At 32.6% G+C, this 26,676-nt stretch carries 25 protein-coding genes and 1 riboswitch; of the genes, 11 read left to right on the top strand and 14 right to left on the bottom strand.

Going from position 1 to position 26,676, the window contains the following annotated elements; translation table 11 throughout:
• Positions 1-46: 46 nt before the first annotated feature.
• The 4 genes from NST87_RS03220 to NST87_RS03205 form a co-directional block, all read right to left on the bottom strand.
• Complete coding sequence (locus NST87_RS03220) at positions 47-514, bottom strand: DUF1641 domain-containing protein (RefSeq protein ID WP_019468329.1); 468 nt, start codon at positions 512-514, stop codon at positions 47-49.
• Positions 514-3,468: a formate dehydrogenase subunit alpha gene (gene fdhF / locus NST87_RS03215; protein ID WP_019468330.1), complete on the bottom strand. Its 2,955-nt coding sequence runs from the start codon at positions 3,466-3,468 to the stop codon at positions 514-516. Before fdhF ends, NST87_RS03220 begins: the two co-directional genes overlap by 1 nt.
• 269 nt (positions 3,469-3,737) lie before the next feature.
• Positions 3,738-4,706 (bottom strand): LCP family glycopolymer transferase, encoded by a 969-nt coding sequence (locus tag NST87_RS03210; protein WP_171027052.1) that lies wholly within the window; start codon positions 4,704-4,706, stop codon positions 3,738-3,740.
• Between the two features lie 106 nt (positions 4,707-4,812).
• Positions 4,813-5,604 (bottom strand): inositol monophosphatase family protein, encoded by a 792-nt coding sequence (locus NST87_RS03205; RefSeq protein ID WP_019468332.1) that lies wholly within the window; start codon positions 5,602-5,604, stop codon positions 4,813-4,815.
• Between the two features lie 528 nt (positions 5,605-6,132).
• Here NST87_RS03205 and NST87_RS03200 point away from each other — a divergent pair.
• Complete coding sequence (locus NST87_RS03200; RefSeq protein WP_340721306.1) at positions 6,133-6,825, top strand: helix-turn-helix transcriptional regulator; 693 nt, start codon at positions 6,133-6,135, stop codon at positions 6,823-6,825.
• A 31-nt stretch (positions 6,826-6,856) separates the two neighbouring features.
• Here NST87_RS03200 and NST87_RS03195 read toward each other — a convergent pair whose 3' ends face one another.
• Entirely contained in the window at positions 6,857-7,588 is a 732-nt protein-coding gene (locus tag NST87_RS03195; RefSeq protein ID WP_019468334.1) for a CPBP family intramembrane glutamic endopeptidase, read from the bottom strand.
• Positions 7,589-7,703: 115 nt separating this feature from the next.
• On the opposite strand from NST87_RS03195, the gene NST87_RS03190 reads away from it, so the two are divergent.
• The 5 genes from NST87_RS03190 to NST87_RS03170 all read left to right on the top strand — a co-directional run bounded on the left by NST87_RS03190 (position 7,704) and on the right by NST87_RS03170 (position 12,436).
• Positions 7,704-8,033 carry a hypothetical protein gene (locus NST87_RS03190; protein WP_019468335.1) on the top strand — a complete coding sequence of 110 codons (330 nt, stop codon included), beginning with the start codon at positions 7,704-7,706 and terminating at the stop codon, positions 8,031-8,033.
• A 96-nt stretch (positions 8,034-8,129) separates the two neighbouring features.
• Complete coding sequence (locus NST87_RS03185) at positions 8,130-9,179, top strand: MupG family TIM beta-alpha barrel fold protein (protein WP_019468336.1); 1,050 nt, start codon at positions 8,130-8,132, stop codon at positions 9,177-9,179.
• A 6-nt stretch (positions 9,180-9,185) separates the two neighbouring features.
• Positions 9,186-10,073, top strand: a complete 888-nt coding sequence (gene murQ / locus NST87_RS03180) for an N-acetylmuramic acid 6-phosphate etherase (protein WP_019468337.1) — start codon at positions 9,186-9,188, stop codon at positions 10,071-10,073.
• A 44-nt stretch (positions 10,074-10,117) separates the two neighbouring features.
• Entirely contained in the window at positions 10,118-11,557 is a 1,440-nt protein-coding gene (locus tag NST87_RS03175; protein WP_019468338.1) for a PTS transporter subunit EIIC, read from the top strand.
• Between the two features lie 3 nt (positions 11,558-11,560).
• Positions 11,561-12,436: a MurR/RpiR family transcriptional regulator gene (locus NST87_RS03170; protein WP_019468339.1), complete on the top strand. Its 876-nt coding sequence runs from the start codon at positions 11,561-11,563 to the stop codon at positions 12,434-12,436.
• A gap of 128 nt (positions 12,437-12,564) precedes the next feature.
• Here the strand turns inward: NST87_RS03170 and NST87_RS03165 are convergent, their stop codons facing one another.
• Both NST87_RS03165 and NST87_RS03160 read right to left on the bottom strand, forming a co-directional pair.
• Positions 12,565-14,004: an alkaline phosphatase gene (locus tag NST87_RS03165; protein WP_019468340.1), complete on the bottom strand. Its 1,440-nt coding sequence runs from the start codon at positions 14,002-14,004 to the stop codon at positions 12,565-12,567.
• Positions 14,005-14,230: 226 nt separating this feature from the next.
• Positions 14,231-15,619 carry an amino acid permease gene (locus tag NST87_RS03160; protein ID WP_019468341.1) on the bottom strand — a complete coding sequence of 463 codons (1,389 nt, stop codon included), beginning with the start codon at positions 15,617-15,619 and terminating at the stop codon, positions 14,231-14,233.
• A gap of 323 nt (positions 15,620-15,942) precedes the next feature.
• On the opposite strand from NST87_RS03160, the gene NST87_RS03155 reads away from it, so the two are divergent.
• The 3 genes from NST87_RS03155 (at position 15,943) to NST87_RS03145 (ending at position 17,411) form a co-directional block, all read left to right on the top strand.
• Entirely contained in the window at positions 15,943-16,758 is an 816-nt protein-coding gene (locus NST87_RS03155) for a formate/nitrite transporter family protein (RefSeq protein ID WP_340721770.1), read from the top strand.
• A 111-nt stretch (positions 16,759-16,869) separates the two neighbouring features.
• Positions 16,870-17,229: a hypothetical protein gene (locus NST87_RS03150; RefSeq protein ID WP_019468343.1), complete on the top strand. Its 360-nt coding sequence runs from the start codon at positions 16,870-16,872 to the stop codon at positions 17,227-17,229.
• Positions 17,226-17,411 carry a hypothetical protein gene (locus NST87_RS03145; protein WP_019468344.1) on the top strand — a complete coding sequence of 62 codons (186 nt, stop codon included), beginning with the start codon at positions 17,226-17,228 and terminating at the stop codon, positions 17,409-17,411. The genes NST87_RS03150 and NST87_RS03145 overlap by 4 nt, the downstream gene beginning before the upstream one ends.
• 73 nt (positions 17,412-17,484) lie before the next feature.
• Here NST87_RS03145 and NST87_RS03140 read toward each other — a convergent pair whose 3' ends face one another.
• The 3 genes from NST87_RS03140 to NST87_RS03130 all read right to left on the bottom strand — a co-directional run bounded on the left by NST87_RS03140 (position 17,485) and on the right by NST87_RS03130 (position 19,418).
• Entirely contained in the window at positions 17,485-17,676 is a 192-nt protein-coding gene (locus NST87_RS03140) for a hypothetical protein (RefSeq protein ID WP_019468345.1), read from the bottom strand.
• Positions 17,677-17,679: 3 nt separating this feature from the next.
• The gene (locus NST87_RS03135) at positions 17,680-18,324 is read right to left on the bottom strand and encodes an HAD family hydrolase (RefSeq protein ID WP_019468346.1); all 645 of its coding nucleotides are present in this window, start codon (positions 18,322-18,324) and stop codon (positions 17,680-17,682) included.
• Between the two features lie 179 nt (positions 18,325-18,503).
• Positions 18,504-19,418, bottom strand: coding sequence for a bile acid:sodium symporter family protein (locus tag NST87_RS03130; protein WP_340721303.1), 915 nt, complete (start codon positions 19,416-19,418; stop codon positions 18,504-18,506).
• A 256-nt stretch (positions 19,419-19,674) separates the two neighbouring features.
• Here NST87_RS03130 and NST87_RS03125 point away from each other — a divergent pair, with 256 nt between their 5' ends.
• Positions 19,675-20,205: a hypothetical protein gene (locus tag NST87_RS03125; RefSeq protein WP_019468348.1), complete on the top strand. Its 531-nt coding sequence runs from the start codon at positions 19,675-19,677 to the stop codon at positions 20,203-20,205.
• Between the two features lie 823 nt (positions 20,206-21,028).
• On the opposite strand, the gene NST87_RS03120 is transcribed toward NST87_RS03125, so the two are convergent.
• Entirely contained in the window at positions 21,029-22,627 is a 1,599-nt protein-coding gene (locus NST87_RS03120; protein ID WP_019468905.1) for an alpha-glucoside-specific PTS transporter subunit IIBC, read from the bottom strand.
• Between the two features lie 212 nt (positions 22,628-22,839).
• Between NST87_RS03120 and NST87_RS03115 the strand changes: the two genes are divergently transcribed.
• Positions 22,840-23,619, top strand: a complete 780-nt coding sequence (locus NST87_RS03115; RefSeq protein ID WP_019468904.1) for a MurR/RpiR family transcriptional regulator — start codon at positions 22,840-22,842, stop codon at positions 23,617-23,619.
• Positions 23,620-23,701: 82 nt separating this feature from the next.
• Here the strand turns inward: NST87_RS03115 and NST87_RS03110 are convergent, their stop codons facing one another.
• The 3 genes from NST87_RS03110 to NST87_RS03100 form a co-directional block, all read right to left on the bottom strand.
• A complete protein-coding gene (locus tag NST87_RS03110; protein WP_019468903.1) occupies positions 23,702-24,208 on the bottom strand; it encodes an SRPBCC family protein in 507 nt (168 codons plus the stop codon).
• A 226-nt stretch (positions 24,209-24,434) separates the two neighbouring features.
• Positions 24,435-25,730 (bottom strand): Na+/H+ antiporter NhaC family protein, encoded by a 1,296-nt coding sequence (locus NST87_RS03105; RefSeq protein WP_019468902.1) that lies wholly within the window; start codon positions 25,728-25,730, stop codon positions 24,435-24,437.
• A 113-nt stretch (positions 25,731-25,843) separates the two neighbouring features.
• A riboswitch (SAM riboswitch) is annotated at positions 25,844-25,944 on the bottom strand.
• An 86-nt stretch (positions 25,945-26,030) separates the two neighbouring features.
• Positions 26,031-26,642 (bottom strand): flavin reductase family protein, encoded by a 612-nt coding sequence (locus NST87_RS03100; protein WP_019468901.1) that lies wholly within the window; start codon positions 26,640-26,642, stop codon positions 26,031-26,033.
• Positions 26,643-26,676: the final 34 nt, after the last annotated feature.

The following is a 26,676-nucleotide window of genomic DNA, read 5'->3' as shown; positions in this document are numbered from 1 at the left end:
AAAAATTCACAATAAGGGCTTTTTTCATCAATATATACACTTCATTTTATGATCTAGACATGCCTCTGAGCATATTTAACATATAAGTTAAACTACGATTCATTTCGTCATCTCTCAGTACACTCATTAAGCCAGTGATAGATGTTTTTTGGTTTGGACTAGCTTGATTTGCAACACTTAATCCTTTATTTACTTTATTTAACATAATGCTCAAGTCATTGACATTCAAATCACCTAAAAGGAAAACAAGTGATGCCATATTTGTAATCAATCCTGTGTATTGTTCTTTGTTTAATTCAACTGCGAATTTATTAGCGATAACACCTCGACTATTGACCATACCTGATACTGCATCTAGTATCTTAGCATCGTCCAACGTGCTAATAATGTTAATAGCTTTCATGATACTATCTTTATTTGCTGCAATTGCATCTGTTACTTCTGCTAAACTTTCTTGTTTGATTTGTTCTTCAGACTTTTGCATGCGCTTAATTTTCGTTATTCTCTCAGCCATTATTTATTCACCTGACTTCCTGGGAAAGTGTAATCATCACGTTTCCATTTGTCTTCAACACGTACGCTATATTGTGGTTGTCTTTGTTTATCTACTCGGAAGTTTGTAGGGTTTAATGGTGATTTTCCTCTACGTGTTTTAACTTCCATACGACAACTTGTACGCTTATAAGAAGGTGTGTCTGTATCTTTATCCACATCACTGTTCGTCAATAAGTTAATCGCACCTTGATCACCATTTATCATGGCATTGTTATTAAGTGGAATATAAATTTCTTTGCCTTTTACTCTATCAGTGACATGTGCAATTAGTTCAGCTTCACCACTATCTGAAATCAACTTAACTTCTGCCCCTTCATGAATATCTCTTTCTTGTGCTAGTTCTGGAGATACTTCTACAAATGGTTGAGGGACTTTATATGCAAGACCTGGTACTTTATATGTCATATTTCCTTCGTGGAAATGCTCTAATAAACGTCCGTTGTTGACATGTAAATCGTATTCTTCATTAACTTTAAAGAAGTTATCAAATGTTAAAGGATAGAAATTCGCTTTACCGTCTTCAAAGTTAAATCCATCTATATATAATGTTGGTTGGTCTGTGCCGTCTTCAGCCACAGGCCATTGTAAACTATTGTAACCATCTAATCTGTCATAGTTCACGCCCGAATATGATGGTGTCAGTTTAGCAATTTCGTCCATAATTTGACTTGGGTGCGTGTAATTCCAATCATAACCTAGTGTTCTAGCTACATCTTGAATAATGACCCAATCTGGTTTAGATTCGCCTTTAGGTTCAAGGGCTTGATATAAACGTTGGATACGGCGTTCAGTATTCGTAAATGTACCTGTTTTCTCTAGTGAAGGACATGCTGGTAAAACTACATCTGCATATGAAGCAGTGAAAGTGAAAAACTCATCTTGTACGACTAAAAAACCAACTTTTTCTAGTGCAGCTTGTACATAGTTGATATTTGAATCAACAATACCTGTATCTTCACCATATAAATACAATGCGTCAATTTCACCTGCGTGAATACCTTCCATCATTTGGTGATTATCTTTACCAGGAACACTCGGTAATGTTTCACCATATTCTCTTTCAAATTTTGCACGAATTTCATCGTCTGCTACTTTTTGGTAACCAGGGAATTGATCAGGCATGCTACCCATGTCACTACATCCTTGTACGTTGTTGTGACCACGAAGCGGATATGCACCAGTACCTGGTTTTCTATAATTACCTGTAGCTAATAATAAGTTGGATATTGCAGTAGACGTGTCACTACCAATATCTTGTTGTGTTACACCCATTGCCCAGGCAATTGACACTGTTTTAGCATTAACCACTTGATGCGCAAAATCAATGAGTGCTTCTTGCGAAATACCTGTTGTTTCTTCGGCAAATGTCATCGTATATGGTGCTAAAGATTTATGATATTCATCGAAGCCATTTACCCATTCATCAACAAAAGCTTTATCGTGTAAGTCATTATCTATAATATATTTTGTCACAGCAGATAACCATACTAAATCAGTACCTGGTTTAGGTTGATAGAAGTTATCAGCTCTTTCAGCCATTTCATGTTTACGTATATCAAACACATTTAAAGTATTATTATATAATTTATGTCCACGTTTAATACGAGAAGCGATGACTGGGTGCGCTTCTGCAGTGTTTGTCCCTATTAAAACAACCATGTCAGCGATTTCAAGATCTTCGATTGAACCAGAGTCACCACCATGACCTACAGTTCTAAATAATCCCTTGGTTGCAGGTGCTTGACAGTATCGAGAACAGTTATCCACGTTATTTGTACCAATCACTTGTCTCGCAAGTTTTTGCATTAAATATGATTCCTCATTTGTCGCTTTAGATGAAGAAATGAATGCAAGACCATCTGAGCCGTGAGAAGCTTTTACCTTGTTAAAGTTTTCAGAAATCACTTGCAGTGCTTCATCCCATTCTACTTCTTCGAATTGATTATTTTTACGAACTAATGGTTTAGTCAATCTTTCTTCTGAATCAATATAATCCCAACCGAATTTACCTTTCACACACGTTGCAATTTTGTTTGCTGGAGATTCATGTTGAGGTTGTACTTTCAATACTTCTCTACCTTTTGTCCAAACGTCAAATGAACAACCAACACCGCAATATGTACATACAGTCTTAGTTTTTTCGATGCGTTCTTCACGCATCGCTGCTTCTGAATCAGATACCGCAAATAGCGGTCCATAACCTGGTTCTGCTTTTTTAGTTAAATCGATCATCGCAGCAAGTGATCCTGGCTCTAAATCTGTCATATAGCCAGCGTTACCTTCCATGTTGACTTCTAACATTGCATTACAAGGACATACTGTCGCACACTGACCACACCCAACGCATGATGAATCATTTATTGTTGTATCATTATCCCAAATAACACGCGGTTGTTGACGTTCCCAATCAATCGTTAAAGTTTCGTTGACTTGGACATCTTGACAAACTTCAACACAGCGCCCACATAGAATACATTGGTCTGGATCATAACGATAGAATGGACCATAATCTTTTTCATATGGCTTTTCCTTGTATTCATATGTTTGATGTTCAAGCCCCCACTGATCCATTGTATTATGAATTTCACAATCACCATTATTATAATCACATACTGTACAATAAAGCATATGTTTTTCTAAAATACGGTCTAAAGCTTCTTTTTGACTTGTTTGTACATTATCATTTTGTGTATTAACAATCATTGGTTTATCTATCGTCGTACTACAAGCACGTTGCATCACACCGTCTATTTCTACTGTACACGTATCACAAGTTTCTATAGGACCAAGCGATTCGTTATAACATATAGAAGGTACAAACGTATCTTGTGATTTAATAAATTGTAGTAAGTTTGTGCCGGGTTCCACAAGATAATCTTTGCCATCTAATGTAATAATTAAATGTTCTTGCATACTATTCACCCCTATTAATTTTATAAAGCCCATGTTTATGAATCAAAGATGTTTGGTAACATTCCATCCTAAAAGCCCCACACTTTTTGGTAATGTTATTTATATTGTATATGTAAATCAATAAAATGTTAAGGCTTTCCACTATTTTTCGACTGCTTAATATAAATATTATTTTATAGTGTTATACATTTTCACTGAGTATTGATTATTTTAATGACTAAAACAAAAATACACGCAACCAATGTAATTGATTGCGTGTATTTATTAAATTAAATCCCTAAATTATCTTTGATATCGCTTTCGATTTCAGATAACGAGCTTTGGCTAGGTATAAAGTAATAAAGCCCATCATCTTGTATTCCGCCTTGACCTTCTAATTGATGACGGTGTACGTTATCATTTGCATCTTTATAATTACCTCTAACTTTGTTTAACTCTCCTAAAGTCAAATCTGTTTTCACATTGTCTTCAACGTGATTCATCAACGAATTAAAATGTGTAACTGAACTAATACTCGTTAACTTGTTCGCTAGACCTTGTATCACTAATTGCTGACGCTCTTGTCTACCAAAGTCACCACCAGCGCCTTCTTCTTTACGACTTCTTATAAACGCCATTGCTTCTTTTCCATCCATATGAGATTTTTGTCCTTCATTAAATTGGAATCCATCATATGAAAAAGTAGCATTACTAGTGACATCAATACCTCCTATGGTATCTATCATATCTTTCATGCCGTCCATATCAATCGTTGCATAGTGATCTATTGGCACATTCAATAGTTTTTCTACTGACTTCACAGCCATGTCAGGCCCACCATAGGCATACGCATGATTAATTTTTTCAGTAGTGCCTTTACCTACAATATCCGCTTGAGTGTCTCTAGGTATACTCACAATTTCAGTGGATTTCTTCTCAGGATTGATAGATAACACCATAATCGTATCACTACGTTGTCCTCCACCATCGGCATCCCTTTTAGCATCTGAATCTACGCCAAATAAAGCAATCGTAAAAGGATCTCCATTATTAAGATTAGCTTTTTCTTCTCTCAAAGATGATTTATCTCTATCTAATGGGTTATGTATTGCCCCACCAACAGAAAATATTTTAAACCCTAAATAAACAACGGCTAAAATTGCTAAAATTAGCAATATACCCAAGAACCACAAAAATACTTTCGTGGGTAACCCCATTTTCTTTTTATTATATTTGTTAGAACGATTCACCTTTTTCATTCTCCATTCTATATTCTATTTCAATTAATTATAAATTATATAGTAAACTTATTTAATGAACATGGTGCTTAAGACCTATTGTTAAATAATTAATAATTTTAAATAATTATTTTTGATATCCAGATCCTGAATTTAGAATCGTCAACATTTCTTTATGGCAAGCTTTGTTACTAATAATAAAAGGTCCTGCTTTCGCAAAATCTAAAGTTGTATTATTTAATGTCGTCATTTTTAACCCTAATTCTTCAGCGAATAAAAATTGTGCAGCAATATCCCATGGTTTGGGATTAGTATTTACATGCGCACCAAATTGCCCTAAAATCACACGCACGGAATCTAAACCACATGAACCAATGAAACGATATCCAAAAGAAGCATCATTAAGTTCATGAATTGTATCATCATTCATCACCAATGTGTTAAATGAAATAATTGCATCTTCTAATTGAATAGCTTCAGGCTGTTGCAATAAATTACCATTCATATATGCACCTTGCCCTTTGATTGCTTTATAAAGCTTGCCGTGTGGATAATCATAAATATATGATAATGTAGGTTCCCCATCGACAAAGTAGCCTAAAATAATACAATAATCTTCTTGTTGCTTAACTAAATTTGTAGTACCATCAATCGGATCCATGACCCATACAGGTCCTTTTTTTGCCAAGATGTCATCATTCGATTTTTCTTCAGCAAAGAGTTGGTGGCTTGGAAAATGTTGCTGTAAAAAATTTTCGAAATTTTGTTGAATAGATTTATCTACATTGGTCACTAAATCAAATCGATTTTGTTTCGTTGAAGTAACCATTTCTTTGATTAACTGTGGAATAATATCATCTAATGTTGTTAACCAATCTCTAACTAAATTATCAATGTTTAATAACGCTTCTTTATTCATTTGCGACCCCCTCTTTAAACGAATCAATAAATTTTTTCATTTTAATTATTTAATATGTATAATTTGTTTTATTTTATCATATAAATATAATTACAGTAACAAACCTTTACCATTAATTATTGTTCTATGTAGACTCAATACCATAAATAAAGGAATGGGACTGAAATCGAATTAATTTAAAATCATTTTGTTTCAATCAACCCTGACAAAGATGAAACCCAATAAAACGCTAAGAGGCTGAGACAATTAATTTGCCCCAGCCTCTAAATAGAAAGGAAAGTAAGTAATAAATATTGAAGATGTTTGCTTAGTAACTCGTACGAAAAAGATATTAACAAAACTATATGTAATAGCCTACCCCTTTGTTATCTTTTCGCTACCCCCTTGTTACTAATTATTATACTAACATAAACAATCAGAAAATGTAAGCGTTTTCTATAACTTTTTTTAAAACTTTATAAATGTCGTCATTGTCACTTTTATGCTATAATGAATGTAATATGTAATCATTTGGGAGGTGACTTTCTAATGAATAAACGCGAAAGACAAAATAAATTGGTACAAGCAATACAGCAAAATAAGCAAATTACTGCTTCAGAACTTGCAATAGACTTAGATGTATCGAAACGTACGATTTTAAGAGATATTCAAGATTTAGAAGATCAAGGGGTAAAAATTCTAGCAAAACATGGTAAATTAGGTGGTTATCAACTTCAAGAAACACCTAATAGTTATGAGCTCGAATTAACTGACAATCAACTTACTGCTTTATTCTTAGTATTGAATGAAAGTCAATCATATACAACACTTCCATATAAAGAAGAGATAAACGCAATTATAAAAAAATGTTTAAATTTGCCTTATACAAAAATGAAACGTGCGCTTAAAAAGCTCGACAGGTACATAAAATTTAATCAACAAACACATGTTGACTTGCCACCTATCTTTTCAGAGGTTTTAATCTATTGCACTGAACGAAATGTGATGGCAATGGAGTATAATAAAGATAACGATATTATTACTGAAAATGTCATTTTTATCGGATTATTATGTACAGACGGATTATGGAAAGCAGTTATTTTTGAAATTGGTCTCGGTAAAACAAATGAAATACCTATTGTTGATATCCATGATATTTCATATTCTTTTGAGAAAAAAATTAAAACACAAGATATTACTATCAATAACTATCAACAATTTTCAAATCCCACTGAGTCCTAAAAACTCAATGGGATTTTTTCAAGCGTCCACATTATGTATATAATGTAATAAGCGTAAAAATAAATGAAATTAAATTATTGAGCATATGTATACTTACACTTGCTATTAATTTACATCCTGACTTGATATATGCATATACCATAGCGATTGCTAAAATTATATAACTCCCTATTTCGAATGGAGATTCTGCCCCCATCACATGCATTAATGAAAATAAAATAGCTGAAATAATCCCCATAACAATAGTATTAAATTTCTTCCCTAGTTCACCTATCAGTAAATGTCTAAAAAATATTTCCTCCACTAATGGTGCTCCAATTACAATCAATAAAAATGTAAATGGTAAAAATGAAGGTTGATCAAACAAATTCATTAGTTCCAGCTCATTTTGAGTTTCATTAAAACCAATGTCATCAGGTAACATTTGCATAGTCATATTATAAATTGCACTACAAACCATCATTATAATCGTCACGATAATCAGAAATATATAATGTTGCTTTATAAATGCTGTATTTTTCTTCAAATGCATTTTAAAATCTTTAATATGTAAAAAATAAAAACTAAACACAGTGACTACATATGAGAGTAGTTGTATAACCACACTTAACTTTAACACTATTTTTTCTGTTAAATGATCTACATAAACAAAACTAAATAAAATACCAATTAATGTAAAAACAATCATACTTACAATTAAAATCACAATCAAAGAAAAGTCTTTCCACACAATATCTTTAAAACGATATTTTACTCTTTCCACTTTCAACAACTCCTTTTAAAATTATTTAAAATTTTATATTGTATATCCTACCATTCTTAACAATTTCAGAAAATCATATTCATCGTTTTAAATTTTATATGAAAGGGTGCATTTTATGTACAACTTAGAATATCATCAACTCGCGCAACACATTCATAAACTACTCAATTTAATTGAAACATATAAATTTGCCATCGTTACTCAAAATAAAAAGAAACAACAATACAAACAAGATATTCAACAATTTATTGAAGACGAGCTTATCCTATTCTCAGATATATCCTTACAACGCTTTTCTTTACCACATTATAATTATTACCAATTTCTTTTAATACATGACCAGAATCCTATCGAAGAACTCACTATCGGCAATACAATTAAGTATCTTGATACCTTACAAAATCAATTATTAGAAACACACAAGTTATTACAAACATTTTTGTAATAATATTTCAAAATGATATTTTTTAAAAATTAAAATTGTAATACTTTTTCATGTATTGTAAAATGAAATCGATTACAGCAATATAGGAGTGATAACATGCATGGCTTTTCTATTTATTTAGGACAACCCATTGATAAATCGTATATTAGACGAATGATTACTTTGGGATATACTACCATTTTCACATCTGTTCAAATTCCAGAGGAAGATGAAGCATCTAAATATCGCTATTTGGGAGAACTTTTAAATTATTTATCAGACAAACATCTTACGTATATGATTGATATCAATCCTACATTGCTGAATCATTCTTTTTATGAATTCTTGCAATCATATCATCATGCTCAATTTATGATTCGTATTGATCACAGTACTTCTATAGAAATTATTAATGACATCATTCAACACGGTTTTGATTGTTGCTTAAATGCAAGCATACTTTCCGAATCGCTACTTCAACAACTCTATGAAAAACTCGAAGACTTTACGCATTTATGTTACTGCCATAATTATTACCCACGTCCAGATACAGGTTTAACAACTGAATTTGTTCATCATCAAAACTCACTAATTTTAAAGTATAATCCAAACGCAACAATTTTCGGTTTTATCACAGGTACAACAAAGCGTGGGCCTTTATTTAAAGGTTTACCGACTATAGAATCAACGAGAACAAAACACCCTATTGAGAGTGCACAACTACTATTAGATCACCAGACAACACAAATTTTGATTGGCGATTCTAAACTTAATACGCCATTAGACGAACAATTAATGAATGCATTGTGTCATAGAACATTCACACTCACAGTTGATTTATTTGATACTCAAGCGACTTCTATATTACAGCAAACGCACACTGTACGCCCAGACAATCCACAAGCTGTAATTCGATCGCAAGAAGCTAGACACTATTGTACAAGTGAAATGAATGCTTATAATACGACAAATCGTGACACGGGTACTGTGACAATTGACAATAAACTGAACGGACGTTATCAAGGAGAATTACAACTCTTAAAAGCTGACTTACCAGCGCATCCTCATGTTAATGTTATAGGTAAAATTTGTGAGTCTGAGCGCAGATTGATTCATTGTATGAAGCCAAATGATACATTTAAATTTATTATTAAAACAAGGGAGTAGAAATGAATGAGTGATTTAACTACTGAATCTAGAAATAAAGCTACAATGCATTTAGATGAAATGTCTATTACAGAAATTCTTAAAACAATGAATGATGAAGACCAAAAGGTTCCTCAACAAATTAGAAAAGTCATACCAGAATTGGCTAAAGTCATAGAAATCACGACAAAACAATTTAGAGCTGGTGGTCGAATAATTTATATGGGGGCTGGAACGAGTGGAAGATTAGGTGTACTAGATGCTGCCGAATGTATCCCCACTTTCAATACGTCCCCAGATGAAGTCATTGGATTAATTGCAGGCGGTCAGAGAGCAATGACAGTTGCTGTTGAAGGTGCTGAAGATAGTACTTCTTTGGCAGAAGAAGATTTACATCATATTCACCTTAATGAAAAAGATGTTGTAATCGGTATCGCTGCAAGTGGTAATACACCTTATGTTATCGGAGGATTAAAATATGCAAATAGCATTGGTGCACATACCGTTTCAATTGCATGCAATACCAATACTAAAATAAGTAAAATAGCTACAAAAGCAATTGAAGTTAATGTAGGCCCGGAAGTATTAACAGGTTCCACTAGATTAAAATCAGGAACAGCACAAAAATTGATACTTAATATGATTTCAACTATCACAATGGTTGGTGCCGGTAAAGTATACGATAATCTCATGGTCGATGTAAAAGCTACAAACCAAAAATTAATTGACCGCTCTATACGCATCGTACAAGATATCTGTGACACATCATATCAGCAATCTGAGAAGTTATATAATGCTGCAGACCATAACCTTAAAGTTGCTATCGTTATGCATATGTGTGAAACATCAAAAGAAGACGCAAAACAGCGCTTAGACAATAATAATCACATCGTTAAGCAAGCAATCAGAGATTAAACCAAATACTTAAAATAATTTATGTATACTAGGAGGGTTTTACGATGTCTAAAGAACAAAAACTTGCAGAAAACATTGTAAATGCAGTTGGCGGTTTAGAGAACATGGAAAATGTTATAAATTGCATGACGCGCGTTAGAATTAAAGTGCACGATGAAAACAAAGTTGACTATGATAAATTAAAATCTACTAACGGCGTTATGGGTGTGGTCAAAGACGACCGTGTGCAAGTGGTCGTTGGGCCTGGCACAGTTAATAAAGTAGCTGATCATATATCTGAAATGAGTGGTGTGCGTTTAGGTGAAACCATTCCACACCAAGATAAAAATTATAAAGCTGAAACTGAATCAAGAGCTAAAGAAAACAAGGCAGCTTTTCAAAGCAAGCAAAAACGCGGTAAGTTCAATAAACTTTTAAAAACAATCGCAAATATATTTATCCCATTGATTCCAGCATTTATTGGCGCAGGTTTAATTGGTGGTATTGGTGCAGTTTTAAGCAATTTACTTGCGGCCGAGGTTATATCAGGTGCTTGGATTACGCAACTTGTCACTGTTTTTAATGTAATTAAAGATGGTATGTTAGCTTATTTAGCAATCTTCACTGGTATAAACGCTGCAAAAGAATTTGGTGCAACACCAGGTTTAGGTGGCGTTATTGGTGGGACAACGTTATTAACAGGTTTAACAGAAGAAAATATGATTACTAATATTTTCACAGGTGAACCTTTACAAGCAGGACAAGGTGGTATAATAGGTGTTATCTTTGCAGTTTGGTTATTGAGTCTCGTAGAAAAGAGATTACATAAAATTGTACCAAATGCCATAGATATCATCGTAACACCCACGATCACTTTATTCGTTATCGGCTTATCAACGATCTTTATCATTATGCCATTAGCTGGCTTTGTTTCTGATGGTTTAGTATCCGTAGTAAATGGCGTTATTGATATCGGTGGTGTTTTTAGCGGCTTCATCATTGGTGCTTTCTTCCTACCATTAGTTATGTTAGGATTACATCATATATTTACGCCTATTCATATTGAGATGATTAATCAATCCGGTGCTACTTACTTATTACCTATTGCTGCCATGGCAGGAGCAGGACAAGTTGGTGCCGCATTAGCACTTTGGGTAAGATGTAAGAAAAATACTACTTTGAGAAATGCAATTAAAGGTGCACTTCCTGTTGGTTTCCTCGGTATTGGTGAACCTTTAATTTATGGGGTTACGTTACCTCTTGGCAGACCATTCTTTACAGCATGTATTGGTGGTGGTATTGGCGGCGCAGTAGTTGGTGGTATCGGACACATCGGTGCCAATGCTATTGGACCAAGTGGTATTTCATTGTTACCTTTGATTTCAGATCATATGTACTTAGGATATATTGCAGGATTAATCGCTGCTTACATTGGTGGTTTCCTCTTCACCTTCTTTTTAGGTACAACAAAATCAATGAGAGAATCTGATAACTTAGGTGGTTAAACTATGACCAACGTACTTTATAAAATTGATAACATTTATGAAACTTTTACAAAAAGTGAAAAGAAAATTGCTGATTTTATTTTAAATGAACCGCATCGTATTATTAATATGTCTGTCCAAGACCTTTCTAATGAAATTAATACAAGTACTGCTTCAATTGTACGTTTTAGCAAGAAAATCACAGAAAAAGGCTTTCAAGAACTTAAAATTACAATTTCACGTTATTTGCCTGAAGATGCAATTAACAATAATCATATGGAATTAATTGATAATGAATCAGTCGATATTATCAAATCTAAAATGTTAGCTAGAGCAACCGATACAATGAGTTGTGTTGCGTCACAAATTGAGCAACATAACATCGATGATATCTGCGATACATTGAAACATGCGCGTACTATATTCTTATTTGGTTATGGTGCATCACTCGTCATTGTCACAGATTTATATCAAAAATTGTCTCGCATCGGTTTAAATGTGCGCTTAATACAAGAAACGCATTTATTAATGACTACCATGGCTACACATGATGAACAAGATTGTATTATTTTCGTGACCAATCAGGGTAGTCATAGTGAAATGCAATCTATGGCAAAAGTTGCTACAGACTATAATATACCTATCATTACGATCTCAAGCTCGAACAATAATCCTGTAGCTAAAGTTTCTGATTATACTTTAATTTATGGTCAAACAGATGAGAATGAACTACGCATGGCCGCAACAACGTCTTTGTTTGCGCAACTTTTTACTGTAGATATACTGTATTATCGATTTATTGCTTTAAATTATCAACGCTCATTGGATTCAATCACACAGTCCAAAATGGCACTTGATAATTATCGAAAACATTTATCAAAAATCCAATTTAAACACTAAAACAATGCTAATATTACTTTTTAAATAACATAATAAACAAGAACGACATAGAAATCGCATTTTTATAAAGGATTTCTATGTCGTTCTCTTTTTTAATCTAGCCTTAACATTATTTGTTTATTACATCATTACTTTACATCTTTTTGGAAAAAGTCGAAAATATTTTTGGCATTATCTGTATTATCAATATTTCCTTTAAATTTATCACTACCAGGACCATATGCATAAGTATTTACATCTTCTCCCGTATGGCCATTTGTAGTCCAACCAGTATGAGATTCGTCATTAATCGGTTTTTGTACTGCATCTTGAACTTTTTGTAATTGACTTTCATATGCTTTTTCGTCTTTTTTAAGGTCTTTAAGTTTTTTAGCTTCATCTTTTATTTTATTAATTTGATCTTGTGAAACTTCGAAACCATAGCCGTCTTTAATCACTTTCTCCACGTTTTTACCCTTGCTGATTTCTTCAGTCATATATTTACCTGAATGTTTCATTTGGTGAATAGCATCTGGATTCCAAACATAATCTTTACCTTTCGCTATAGACATACCACCTGTAGAATGATCTGCAGTGGCTACCACAAGCGTATCTGGATTCTCTTTTGCGTAATTCATAGCATATTCAAATGATTTTTCAAATCCAGACATTTCAGACATTACCCCTGTTACATCATTTGGATGTCCAGATTTATCAATAGAAGCGCCTTCTACCATTAAAAAGAACCCTTTGTCGTTTTGTTTTAATTTGTTTACAGCACTATCTGTCATATCCACTAATTTCGGATTTTTATCTGGTGCATCTATCTCTAATGGCATATCATTATCTGCAAATAATCCTAATATTTGTTTACTTTTAGAGTTTTGTAGTTCATTTTTATTAGTAACTACATCGTAACCATCTTTTTTAAATTTATTTTTTAAGTTGCCGTTATCTTTACCGAAATACTCAGCGCCCCCGCCCAGTAGTACATCTACTTTATGTTTGCCATTAATTTTGTCATTGTAAAATTGTTTAGCAATTTCATCCTTTTTATCACGATCATCTACATGTGAAGCGTATGCAGCAGGTGTAGCATCTGTAATTTCAGCAGTAGATACTAGACCAGTTGATTTACCATTTTCCTTAGCTTGTTCTAAAACTGTTTTAACATTGTTTTTATTGGCATCGACACCAATAGCACCATTATATGTTTTTTGTCCTGAACTAAATGCGGTTGCACCGGCTGCAGAATCAGTAACATTCTCTTTTGGATCATTTGGATTTGTACGCTGACTACCTATTAGATATTTATCAAAAGCGGTTTGATCCATTTCTTTAGTATCTGGATTATCTGCAAAATAGCGATAAGCAGCATTATACGAAGGTCCCATACCATCACCAACTAAAAAGATGACGTTTTTAGGGTTTTTTGTATTGCCCATGTAAGCTACATCAGAATTCTGATTTGAATCTTTAGTTTCATCTTTTTTCCCTGATGCATAAATCCCTTGTCCACTCCCTAATGATGAACCGGCAATAATTGTACCTGCAATTGTAGCAATAGCTAGTTTATTAAGTATTTTCATATAATAACTCCTTTAAATATGTATTATGACTTCAGCTTTATTCTAAAGCAGGAGTTTTGAGTGAGTATTTTTATATTGTTAATTTTTTGTAAAACATTAGTGTAATCATACTTACGATATTGTCGATAACAAAATAAGCCATAAATGATACAAGTAAATGCATCATTTATGGCTTTTTTAAAGTAGATTGTAAAACAGCCTACTGTTTTACGTTTTGCTTTATTATTTAAATTTGCTGATCATCACTTAATTTATGATAGCCTTTCAAGTAATAGAACAATGTCATACAACCTAAGAATACGATACCAATAACAACTGAAACAACTGTTTCTTTATTAAATAACATGCCTATTAACACCATGATAAAGAACGCCATTGTAATATAATTTGTTATTGCACCGCCTGGCATTTTAAACGGATGATTCTTGATTTCTTCACTGTGATTCTTTCTGAATCTTAAATGACTAATTAATATCATAAACCACGGTACCATACCTGGTAAAATTGAGGCACTGTATACATAAACAAAAATGCTGTCCGCACCTTTAATGAATAAAGGCAAAATAACATTCAATAATGCGCCAATTAAAATACCGATTGCGATTGCAGTTACTGTCCAAATAGGAACACCATTTTTCATAACTTTACGGAAAAACTTAGGTAACATTCCTTTTTGCGATAAGTTCAACGTCATTCGACTAGCACTAAATATACCAGAGTTACATCCAGACATCGCTGCCGTTAAAACTACAAAGTTAATGAGTCCTGCTGCAAATGTAATACCTACTTTTGCAAATGTTGCAACGAATGGACTGCCGATATTTCCTAATTCATCCCAAGGATAAACAGTTACAATAACGAAGATAGCTCCGATATAGAATATTAATATACGCCATATAACACCATTAACCGCACTTTTAATATTTTTTTGCGGGTCTTTCGTTTCACCAGCAGTGATACCGATTAATTCAACACCTTGATAAGAACCAATTACAATAGAAAGTGCAAAGAAGAATCCTATCCAACCATTAGGCATAAAGCCACCATGTGACCATAAATTAGATAGTCCAATAGCTTCTCCTCCATTACCAAGACCAAAGAATATCAAACCGAATCCTGCGATAATCATTAAAATAATTGTTACTACTTTGATCATTGCAAACCAAAATTCAAATTCACCAAATGCTTTAACTGACACTAAGTTAGCACCTGCCAACAATAATACTACAATTATACCTGGTATCCACTGTGGTAAATCAGGGAACCAATAATTCATATATTCTCCAACGGCGATAACTTCACTCATACCTACAACAACCCATTGGAAAATATTGCTCCATGCTGTCAGATAACCAGCAACTGGATTTATGTAATCACTTGCAAAGTTTGCAAATGAACCTGAGGTTGGATGTAAATATACCATTTCCCCCATAGCTCTCATTACTAAAAATAAAAACAGACCTGCTATTAAATATGCAAATATTACTGAAGGTCCTGTCCACTTGATTGTACTTGTCGCCCCCATGAAGAGTCCGACACCAATTGTTCCACCAAGTGCTATCATCCGCATTTGACGTGCACCTAGTCCCCTTTGTAATTCATTATTCTCATTCATCATTCAAACCCCATCTCATTCAAATATAAGTGAAAATAATTCACTTATTATGACGCTATTATACTATAAATTCTAAAAATTAAAACAATTATTTTTTGTTTATGTAAGCCCTTACATATGTTTTTATTTTAGATTACTTTGTGAGAAAACGCAATGTAAATTTTATTTTTGATATTATAGTGAACAATTAAATATTCTCATAAGTTAATTAATCCGCACTATTTAATTATGATTATTTTGTGAATTCTTTCACAAAAATGTTATAACATAGTATAATATTTTTAATTAATAGAAAGTGAGGATAAAGTTTTGAACGAAAAAATATCAAATGGGATAAAGTTTTTTATGGTAAAGCTTGGGTCCATCATGTCGTAGAGACAATTCGTGCTAAAGATATATTGCAAAGTTTTTATTTAAAACGCTATCTGCTACGTGCCATTATGGCTGGATTTATCTTAGGCGTGATAACAGTTTTTGTCTTACTCATTAAAGGCTCATTAGCATCCGATGTTCCAATGGGTGTTACAAATTTAGTGGGTGCGATTGCATTCAGTTTTGCATTAGTATTAATACTTTTTACAAATTCCGAATTATTAACAAGTAACTTTATGTATTTTACAGTAGGCCTTTATTATCGAGTCATTTCGCCATTCCGTGTTTTTAAAATTTTTGCACTTTGTTTTATTGGTAATGCTCTAGGTGGATTAATATTCTTTTTATTAATACGTTCCTCAGATATAATGACTCCTGAGATGATGCAACAATTAGAAGCTACAATTGACAATAAAACATTAACTGCAGGTTTTGTCGCCATTCTTATAAAAGGTATTTTTGCTAATTTCTTTATAAACATCTCCCTTGTCATAGCGATGCAAATAGACGATGTTCTGGCAAAAATGTTTGTCATGATGTTTGGTGTATCAATTTTCGCATTTATGGGTTATGAGCACGTTGTTTATAATACTGTATTATTCGCAGGCGGTGTCGTATATCAAAGTGATGTTCTTTCAGTCTTACCTGCTTTAATCAATTTGCTTGGTGCAGGCATTGGCAATTATATCGGTGGTGGCTTGGTTATAGGCTTGTTCTATGCTTATTTAAATGATCATAAGCAATATCAAAACAACAAAATTCATTAACTACAGCTTAAGTTATTGCAATTGAAAGTTAAAGTCTAGTATTTATGAAGTTATAGTTCCTAATTTTATATGATATAATGCTCAATAGATTTTATTATAAAGGAGTTCAATATGAATAAACATCTATTGAAACGAACAATCACAGTTTCAATTATATTTGGCATATTATTTTTCCTGATCAATTATTTTAGTGATAGTGATGTTTCTGCCGGAAATTTAGTGCTAAAAAGTTTACTTACGATTGTTGTATTCGGGATACTATATTATTTAATTTTCACTATTGTAAATTCACCAGAACGAAAATATAAATTTGGTATTACTTTACCTATTTCACTACTCATTGCAATCATTATCAGCGCTATGTTTTCTGCCTTGAAAATCGGTATTATAACTGGACTAATTATTGGTATAATAGCGGGTTATCTATGGGAATTTATAGATACTCATAAAAATGGTGGTGATAAATCGTGAGCATTTTCATTGGTATTGTTGTTATCATTTTATTAAGCGTAAGTTTAATTCCTAATTTAAAAGCTGTTAAAAAATCTAAAGCTACTGGAGAAAAAAATCCACGTTTTGCAATTATGGTAGGGATAGATTCTATTTTACTCGTGTTAGTTATTGTGACACTAATACTTCAATTTTTAAAATAAGCTATCATTTTCATTTTATATTATAAAACCCCTTATTGACACATGTTTCAATGTCAAAATAAGGGGTTTTAAATTAAAATTGATTTTGTAAAACAAGAAAATATAAAACCAAAGCTCCTAATAAGTAAACAAAGCTTCCAACCATGAATGAGCGAAATTGTATCTTTAACGGAACTTTTTTATTAAAGATTGGACCTAAAACTAAATTTCCGATTGCTAAAATAATTGGACCGCCTAAAAAAAAGAGAATTAAATATCCATTCATACACTAGCCTCTACTTTTTTCAAAATATTTTTCAATGATTGCTGTACCTGATAAATCTTTACCTACATAGGCTATGTTACTAAAATCTTGTTTTTCCGTCATATCATTCGTGTTTACAATCACATCTAAACCAGCATTTACCGCTGCGGTTGCCCCATTGACCGAGTCTTCTATGGCTAAACAATTAACTGGGTTATAATTTAATCTTTGAACTGCTGTTAAATATAGTTCAGGACTTGGCTTTATTTCTTCTACATCTTCTCTTCCAACAACTACATCGATATACGTATCTAAGCCCAATTGATCGAATGTGGGTTTAATATCGTTTCTAAAACTACTTGTCGCAATAGCCATTGGTATATGGCGCACTTTACAATAATCCATAAGTTGTTTCATATGCGTAACAATCGGTAAATGTATACTTGTTTCATTATGCTCTTGATAAATTGCTTCCTTGCGTTCTGATCCGAGTTGAACCTCTAGGTATTGGTGCAAATCTGAAGCCAAACCTCCGATGGATTGTCGATAAAAATCTAAACTAACTTCCTCCAAACCATAATGATTTAGATGTTTATTTATTATTTCAAACAAGTGTTTTTCTGTATCAATAATTGTTCCATCAAAATCAAATATCACTGCGCGATACATACATTACCCTCCTCTAAAATAAGCATGATAAAATCAAATTATTGTCAGTGTATCATACTTTCCACTTCTCTAGCCTGCCAACGCCTCTGATAAAATAAACTAAGATGAAAACACAAAATATTAATGTTTTCATCTTAGTTATGAATTCCTTATTAATTTCAAACTAAAATCAGATATACTTACCTTTTGTTCCAGTATTTTGCAAGTATTGGTCCTGTAATATTATGTATTAAGCTAAATACCGCACCTGGCACTGCAGACAATGGATTAAAATGTACTGTGGCTAAAGAAACTGCTAATCCTGAGTTTTGCATACCTACTTCTATTGATACTGCTTTTTTATCCGGTCGATCTAATTTTAAGATTTTGGCAAATGTATACCCCAATACATATCCAATCAAATTATGAAGAATGACAACCGCAAAAATAAGTAAACCAGTGGCCAAAATTTGTGCTTTACTACTACCAACTACAGACGCAAGTATCAATGAAATAGCTACAACAGAAACAATTGGCAATGCAGTGGCAGTCGTATCAGCAAATTTCTTAAATACTTTTTGAAGTACAAAACCAATGATTATTGGTATTAAAATGACTTGAACTACAGACCAAAACATACTAATAAATGAAACTTGCAACCATTCATGCGCAAATAAATATATTAACGCTGGTGTTAAAAATGGAGCTAGCAATGTTGAAACACTAGTAATAGCAACTGACAGAGCAACATTTGCATTTGCTAAGTAACTCATAACATTACTAGATGTACCACCCGAACAACATCCAACTAAAATCACACCAATAGCAATTTCCGGAGGCAAATGAAACAGTTTGACAATTAAAAATGCACTTAAAGGCATAATTGTATACTGCAATATCACTCCGACAATTACTGATCTAGGTGCTTGAAATATAATTTTAAAATCTTTAGGATCTATGGTTAATCCCATACCTAGCATAACAATCCCTAGTAAATAAGGTACCCAACTACTTAAAGTAGCAAGTTGCGCTGGAAATATAAAACCAATGATAGCTGCAATAAGCATCCATATTAAGAACGTATTCGTTGCAAACTTACTTACTTTTGATAACATCTAAACACTTCCCTCTCTGTATTAATAAAGAAGAATGTATCATACTTTAAGCCTTGAAACAACAGAATTTTCTAAATATTATGAATTTAAAATTTGCAATTTTTAACAAATTTTATACTTCGTTCTAAAGACCTAGTGTCTTCTTTTAAAAAGAGTGGTACAATTTAATAGAATTTAAAACATGTACAATTTTAAGTGCAGTAGAATATTATTTTTAATATACGTACGTCACTTTATATAGATATGGAGGTATAATATGTTTTTAGATAAAACTGAAACGTTTGTATTAAACATCAGTGGTTTAAATAAACGTCATATCCGCAAAAATTTGTTAAAACTTTTGAAACAAGTACACTTTTGTGAATCATTCAAGTTTACTATTTTCAAAAAAAATCATTTATATGCTTTAGAAGTGAATTTACCCAAGCAACAACTACCTTATTTAATTAGTTTTCTCAGTTTCCACAATTATTTAATCTATCAAATTTTAGAAAATAATCATGCACATGAATTATTAGACTTAGATCATTTATTATTATCATCTAAACGTTTCGAAATCGCTGTTGACGGCCTTCACGATGCTTTTATTAAAGATAAAGTTATCGATATTATGAATTTACTCAATCACACTGAAACTATTGTTTATACCTTCAATCGAAATACCATCAACGTTTCTTGTTCACCTACAGTATTTTCTAAATTAATTCACGCTATCGCGACACACAACATTGATATTTATAGTGCGACCTATCAACCACGTTTAATGCATAAAACTAGGATTTCTTAAAGTACACACATGCACAATATCACTAATATAAACAACAATCTCGATTTGTTTCATTTCCACCGCAAATAAATAAATAAATATGAGTCTAAAGTATCAACATCTAATGCTTAAACATAAACGTCAATTTTTATTGTAATTATATAGAAATTGACTTTTTTGTGTTTCGTTACGTACTGACGATATGAGCGAGAGATTACAGGCTCGAGTCATATCCCCAGGCAAGCATGCACGATCAAAATCACAAGTTATATCAAAAGGACCAATTCTTTATTACTTATAATTTCAAACTAACTATGTTATTAACTTTATAAAATAAGAACATCATTAATTTATTAGGATTAATGAATTGTTTTAAATGAACTTTTTCTTTTATATCTTGAGAAATATTTCAAACGATTTTGCATCGTGCTGACGCCCAGGGAAATGATATGATCGAGAGACTACAGGCTCGAGTTCATATCCCCAGGCAAGCATGCACGATCAAAATCACAAGATCCATATCAAAAGGACCAATTCTTTATTACTTATAATTTCAAACTAACTATGTTATTAACTTTATAAAATAAGAACATCATTAATTTATTAGGATTAATGAATTGTTTTAAATGAGCCTTTGCTTTTATATCTTGAGAAATATTTCAAACGATTTTGCATCGTGCTGACGCCCAGGGAAATGATATGATCGAGAGACTACAGGCTCGAGTCATACCCCCAGGCAAGCATGCACGATCAAAATCACAAGTTATCCATATCAAAGGACTAATCCATTTTTTTCATATGGATTAGTCCTTTTTTGAGCATAGTTTTATATGCAACCTTTTTATTAATTATTTTTATCTTCAAATACTAAATTTTCAAATGCTTCTCTTACTTGTGGTACAGACATCCCTACTACTACTTGCACATTTTTCCCACTTTTTACTAAACCATGAGCCATTTGTCTATGCGTAAAGTAATCACTATCTTCAACTTTATTGACATCATTCACTGTCAATCTTAGACGCGTCGTACAATTTGTGACATCTTTAATGTTTTCTTTTCCACCCAAACCTTCTAAATAATATATTGCTTTATCTTCAAACTCATTTGTTGAACCAGTTTTTTTAGTAACTTCTGTTTTACCATCCTTATTTTTATAATCATCTTTACTATATAATTTCATATCTTTATCGCCTTTTTGACGTCCAGGAAGTGGAATATTAAATTTTACAATTAAAAACTTGAATAAAAAGAAATAAATTGCAGTAAAACCTAAACCAATTGCAATTTGTATCACATAAGTTAACCAATGATTCTGTGCCAAAGGTATCCAATTCGTAGCAAAGAAATCTAATAACCCTCCGCCAAAGTTACCTACTAAGCCAAAACCATACATTAACGTATCCATTGTTGCTGCTAAAATTGCATGTAAAACGAATAAATAAGGTGCTATAAATAAAAATGTGAACTCTAATGGTTCAGTGATGCCAACAACAATCGCTGTCAATGTTGCTGGAATTAACAATGCTGCAATTTTCTTTCTATTTTCTTTCGGTGTCGTTGCATACATTGCTAAAGCAATACCAATTGAGCCGAAGACTTTCCCGTTACCCTGTAACATAAAACCATACGGGAACAATTCTTTTAATGGCTCTTTACTTTTAGCAAATTCATTTACATGTTCAAACCATTCAGCTTTTAACCCATGATTCACAACAACAGGACCTACTTCTATTGGTGCATAAATAAAATGATGTAATCCTGTTGGTATCAATACTCTTTCTAAGAAATGATACAACCAAACACCTATATAACCAGATCCAATAATAAAACCTTGCAATGAAGAAATACCGTTTTGTACCGTTGGCCATACAATACAAGTAATTAAAGCAATCGGTAACATGACAAAAAATGAAATCGTCACTACAAATGTCAAACCTTGAAATACACCAAGCATTTCAGGTAATTTTTTGCTATAAAATCGATTATGTATCCATGTCACAATGCTTGAAATAATAATACCGCCTAGAATATTTGTGTCTAATGTTTCTATACCAGCAATCGCTTTTAACCCCGTTACATTTTCCACACCTTTATCCAAATTTGCTCCGAATGTATGTGGCCATTGCGTTAATATGGCATTGATAAAAGTATTAAACATTAAATATCCCATTAATGCTGCTAATGCTGCATGTCCAGGTGCTTTTTTGGCCAAGGATAAGGGTAGTCCAACAACAAACACCACTTCCATGTGATTAAATATTGTCCAACCACCAGACTCTATCACTGACCATATTTTGAACCAATTCGTACCTTCTTCTGCAATACTCCCCATTATTGAAGGATTTTTAAATAGCGTCGCTAAACCGAGTACAATACCAAAAAATGCAAACATCAATACAGGTACAATCATTGCACTCCCAAATCTCTTTATTGCGTTCATATAAAGTTCCCCCTTCTTTCTAAATTTCTGAAACTATCCATTTATAATTATAAAGTGTTTATCAGTTCGAATGATTAAATATCAATTTATCTTCGATTTTATAGTAAACGCTTACATACAAACAATAGTTTGACGCTATTACGAACAATTTTGTACAATAAGATTATATTTTCAAAACGTGAAAATATTTTCAAAAATTTGAGGTGAGACTATTGCTTTTAGATGAACGTATTAACAATAATTTTAATAAATTAAATGAAAATGACCTACAAATCGCTCATTTTATAAACACACATATATCAGATTGTAAAACAATGAAAATACAAGACTTAGCGGCTTATACCCATGCATCAAATGCAAGTATCCATCGTTTCACTCGAAAGTTAGGATTTGATGGCTATAGTGATTTTAAATCATACTTAAAATTCGAATCTGAACAAGTTCATCAATTACCTTCTGACTCTATGAACGCTTTTAAGCAAGAAATTGAAAATACCTTCACTTATTTAGAGCGTATTGATTACGACCTAGTTACAGACAAAATATATCAAGCTGAAACGGTATACTTATATGGCACAGGTGTAGCACAAATGAACGTTGCGCAAGAAGCTCAAAGAATTTTATTAACCATACATAAAAATATTATTGTGCTACACGATGTACATGAATTTAAAATGGTATTAAATAAAGCTTCTGATAATGATTTATTTTTTATTATTTCTTTATCCGGAGAGACAGATCATTTATCTGACATAACGAATTTACTGCAACTGCGTCAAAAATATTTTATTTCTATTACTACGCTCCAAGATAACACATTAGCTCAAAAAGCAAATTATAATATTTACGTTTCAAGTAATACTTTTTATTTAACAAATGGCATCGATTATTCCAGTTTTATCAGTTATCATATATTTTTTGAAACGCTACTGCGTAAGTTTAATGAGCGCAAACAATATGGTCAATTTACCAATAATGAATCTATAAAATAAAAGAAGGCTGGACAAGTTAATTGTCTCAGCCTCTAAGTTCCACTACTTTTTTATTTAGCTCAGTTGAATTGATATAATGATTTTATTGTTCTTCTTCATAAGCTTCTAGCGTTGTTTGAAGCTTATCAAATAACATTTCAAAACCGTGCGCAGTGGAATCATGATATTCCTTTTTCTTTTGCTTATACTCTAACGATGTTAGTCTACGTTCTCTAGGCACATAAGCCGTGTAACTAAAAATCATTTGGGTAATACCTGGTTCTCTTTCAAACATCTCAACTTCGATTGTATCTTCAGAGTCACTTAATTCAGGCATACCTATAGTCATAACAATATATTCATTTGGGTTCAATGTAACATATGAACCCTCTACTATATTTTCTTTTCCTTTACGTACATCAATAATTTCATAGCCACCGTTTTGTACAGCATCTATTTCTATTGATTTATTCGTTCGTTCAGTTGTCATAAACCATTGTTTAAGAAATCGTTGCTCGGTCCAAGCTTGATATACTAATTCAGGTTCAACTTTAAAAAGTCGTTCCAATTGAATTTCTACATTTTCATTTTCCACATTGTATCTAGCCATGATTGTTCACCTACTTTCACTCTTATTACTATTCTAACTCATTATACTAGACTTCTAAACAATAATACTATGAAATCCAACTTCCTTTGATTTTCACTATAAAAGTGACAGCTTATTTATTCTATCGTTATTAGTCAGTAAACGTCAAAATTTTACCCTCTTTTTTATTAAAAACAGGGCAGTCAGTCTATATTCAAATGGTATAAACCGACGCCCTTCCCTATAATCAATTTTTTTTATTTAATTTTGGTAATCTAAAGAAGATTGCAATTAGTCCACAAATACCTAGAATGATAGGATAAATTGAATACGGCATTAATGAAACTGGTGAAATAGACGCCACACCTGCCGCTGCTATAACTTGTGGGCTATAAGGTAATAAACCTTGGAAACAACTTGCAAACATATCTAAAATACTTGCAGATTTTCTTGGATCAATATCGTATTCGTCCGCTATATCTTTAGCCAAGGGACCTGCCATTAATATCGAAATTGTATTATTGGCAGTTGATATATCAGCAGCACTTACAAGTCCTGCTATACCTAATTCTGCACCACGCTTTGATTTAACCCTATTGCGTACAAAATTCAACAACCACGTTATACCACCATTATGTTGTATCAATGCTACAAGTCCGCCAATTAATAACGCAATAATTGCAATATCTTCCATGCCAACAATTCCTTTTGAAATCGAACTAAGCAAGCCTGACCAATTAAATGATCCATCAACTATTCCAATAATGGCAGATAATACGGTACCACCAATCAATACGATAATTACATTGATGCCTGCTAACGCTAAAATTAATACCAATAAGTATGGAATAACTTTAATAAAATTATAATCATATGATTTTGTTGTATCTATCTGAGCACCATGCGTTAAAAACCAGAGCGCTATAACAGTGAATATCGCACCCGGTAATACAATTTTTATGTTCACTTTAAACTTATCACTCATTTTAGTCTTTTGAGTACGTACTGCAGCAATTGTAGTATCAGAAATCATTGATAAATTATCACCAAACATTGCCCCACCTACTACAGTGGCCATTGTAATCGCTGCAGAGACATCCGTCGCCTGACTTAAACCAAAGCCAACTGGTGCTATAGCTGCAACTGTGCCGACTGAAGTACCCATTGAAAGAGAAACAAACATACAAATGATAAATAAACCGACGATAATTAAGTTCTCTGGTATGAAGGATAGTCCTAAATTAACCGTTGACTTGACTCCACCCATGTCTTCTGTAGTTTGAGAAAAAGCACCCGCAAGTAGAAATATTAACATCATCAAAATAATATTTGAATGCCCTGCACCTTTTGTAAACACATCTACTTTTTTATAAAATGTTTCTTTTCTATTCATCAATAAGCCTGCGATAGATGCAATAATGATTGCAACATTAAGTGGCATTATTGAAAAGTCCCCAGTAATAACGCCCACACCTAAAAATATTCCAACAAATATGATAAGTGGTACAAGCGCCCATGCATTACCTTTTTTATTTTCCGCCATACAAAACCTACTTTCCTTATCATTACATTTATAATCAATCATTTAATATACTTGCCATAAAAAATAAAAAACTCTTTTCTTGTAGAAGAAAAGAGTAAATCGTTACATCTTTAATCTTATCTTCTAGCACAATTTATGCTACTGGAATTGGCACACGCATCACCATGTTGCCGAAGTTTCAAAGGGCCAGTCCCTCCACTTCTCTAGATAAGCTATTTTATTTATTTTATAACAGTACACTATTCATGCGACTTCGTCAATTATATATTTGTAATATGAAATAATACTTTAACTCAAATATTACTCTGTTGGTCTAACAATTGTAAATGTATCACCGATTGATGCATAATCATTTCCGGCTAATCGGCACACGGCTTCTAGTGCTTGTGCATTTATCTTACTGTCTTCAAAATATACATCTTCATTAATATGAAACATCAATACCTCACCAATAATTAGATCCGATCCCTCTTCAGCATCTCCTAAAGGAATCATCCGCTCTAATTTACATTCCATACGTATTCTTGCTTGTTCAATGCCAGGTACAGATATAAGTTCCGAGTCAACAAGGGTTAATTCTGTGCGTTCTAATTCATTTTCTCTACGCTCCAATGGTGCAGCTGTGCGATTAATTTGTTCTACATTTGTTTCATCAGTAATGTGCACTACAAAATTTCCAGTCTCTTCAATATTAAGCGAAGTGTCTTTACGTTTGCCTTTCGAACGTCCTGTAGAAATCATAATCATCGGTGGTGCACTATTCACTACGTTAAAGAAACTAAACGGTGCCGCATTTAACTTGCCATTTTTATCTTGAGACGTAACAAATGCTATAGGTCTAGGTATGATACTGCCACTCAATAATTTATAATTTTGCCTTTTAGACAATTGGCTTGCTTTAAAATGTTTCACTGAAATTCACTTTCCTTTCATAAATAAAAAGTGG

This window comes from Staphylococcus sp. FSL W8-0271 (genome assembly GCF_038006605.1).
In the GTDB taxonomy this organism is placed as follows: Bacteria; Bacillota; Bacilli; order Staphylococcales; family Staphylococcaceae; genus Staphylococcus; species Staphylococcus cohnii.
Note: the sequence above shows the minus strand (reverse complement) of the source record. Positions and strands in the feature narration are given on the sequence as shown.

Bases quoted from the DNA above. Each gene is read 5' to 3' on its own strand.
- NST87_RS03190 (WP_019468335.1), top strand. From the start codon at position 7,704: ATGTACAACTTAGAATATCATCAACTCGCGCAACACATTCATAAACTA.
- fdhF (WP_019468330.1), bottom strand. From the start codon at position 3,468: ATGCAAGAACATTTAATTATTACATTAGATGGCAAAGATTATCTTGTG.
- NST87_RS03150 (WP_019468343.1), top strand. From the start codon at position 16,870: ATGAATAAACATCTATTGAAACGAACAATCACAGTTTCAATTATATTT.
- NST87_RS03205 (WP_019468332.1), bottom strand. From the start codon at position 5,604: ATGAATAAAGAAGCGTTATTAAACATTGATAATTTAGTTAGAGATTGG.
- NST87_RS03165 (WP_019468340.1), bottom strand. From the start codon at position 14,004: ATGAAAATACTTAATAAACTAGCTATTGCTACAATTGCAGGTACAATT.
- NST87_RS03220 (WP_019468329.1), bottom strand. From the start codon at position 514: ATGGCTGAGAGAATAACGAAAATTAAGCGCATGCAAAAGTCTGAAGAA.
- NST87_RS03170 (WP_019468339.1), top strand. From the start codon at position 11,561: ATGACCAACGTACTTTATAAAATTGATAACATTTATGAAACTTTTACA.
- NST87_RS03125 (WP_019468348.1), top strand. From the start codon at position 19,675: ATGTTTTTAGATAAAACTGAAACGTTTGTATTAAACATCAGTGGTTTA.
- NST87_RS03210 (WP_171027052.1), bottom strand. From the start codon at position 4,706: ATGAAAAAGGTGAATCGTTCTAACAAATATAATAAAAAGAAAATGGGG.
- NST87_RS03175 (WP_019468338.1), top strand. From the start codon at position 10,118: ATGTCTAAAGAACAAAAACTTGCAGAAAACATTGTAAATGCAGTTGGC.
- NST87_RS03185 (WP_019468336.1), top strand. From the start codon at position 8,130: ATGCATGGCTTTTCTATTTATTTAGGACAACCCATTGATAAATCGTAT.
- NST87_RS03105 (WP_019468902.1), bottom strand. From the start codon at position 25,730: ATGGCGGAAAATAAAAAAGGTAATGCATGGGCGCTTGTACCACTTATC.
- NST87_RS03140 (WP_019468345.1), bottom strand. From the start codon at position 17,676: ATGAATGGATATTTAATTCTCTTTTTTTTAGGCGGTCCAATTATTTTA.
- NST87_RS03135 (WP_019468346.1), bottom strand. From the start codon at position 18,324: ATGTATCGCGCAGTGATATTTGATTTTGATGGAACAATTATTGATACA.
- NST87_RS03160 (WP_019468341.1), bottom strand. From the start codon at position 15,619: ATGAATGAGAATAATGAATTACAAAGGGGACTAGGTGCACGTCAAATG.
- NST87_RS03200 (WP_340721306.1), top strand. From the start codon at position 6,133: ATGAATAAACGCGAAAGACAAAATAAATTGGTACAAGCAATACAGCAA.
- NST87_RS03110 (WP_019468903.1), bottom strand. From the start codon at position 24,208: ATGGCTAGATACAATGTGGAAAATGAAAATGTAGAAATTCAATTGGAA.
- NST87_RS03120 (WP_019468905.1), bottom strand. From the start codon at position 22,627: ATGAACGCAATAAAGAGATTTGGGAGTGCAATGATTGTACCTGTATTG.
- NST87_RS03130 (WP_340721303.1), bottom strand. From the start codon at position 19,418: ATGTTATCAAAAGTAAGTAAGTTTGCAACGAATACGTTCTTAATATGG.
- murQ (WP_019468337.1), top strand. From the start codon at position 9,186: ATGAGTGATTTAACTACTGAATCTAGAAATAAAGCTACAATGCATTTA.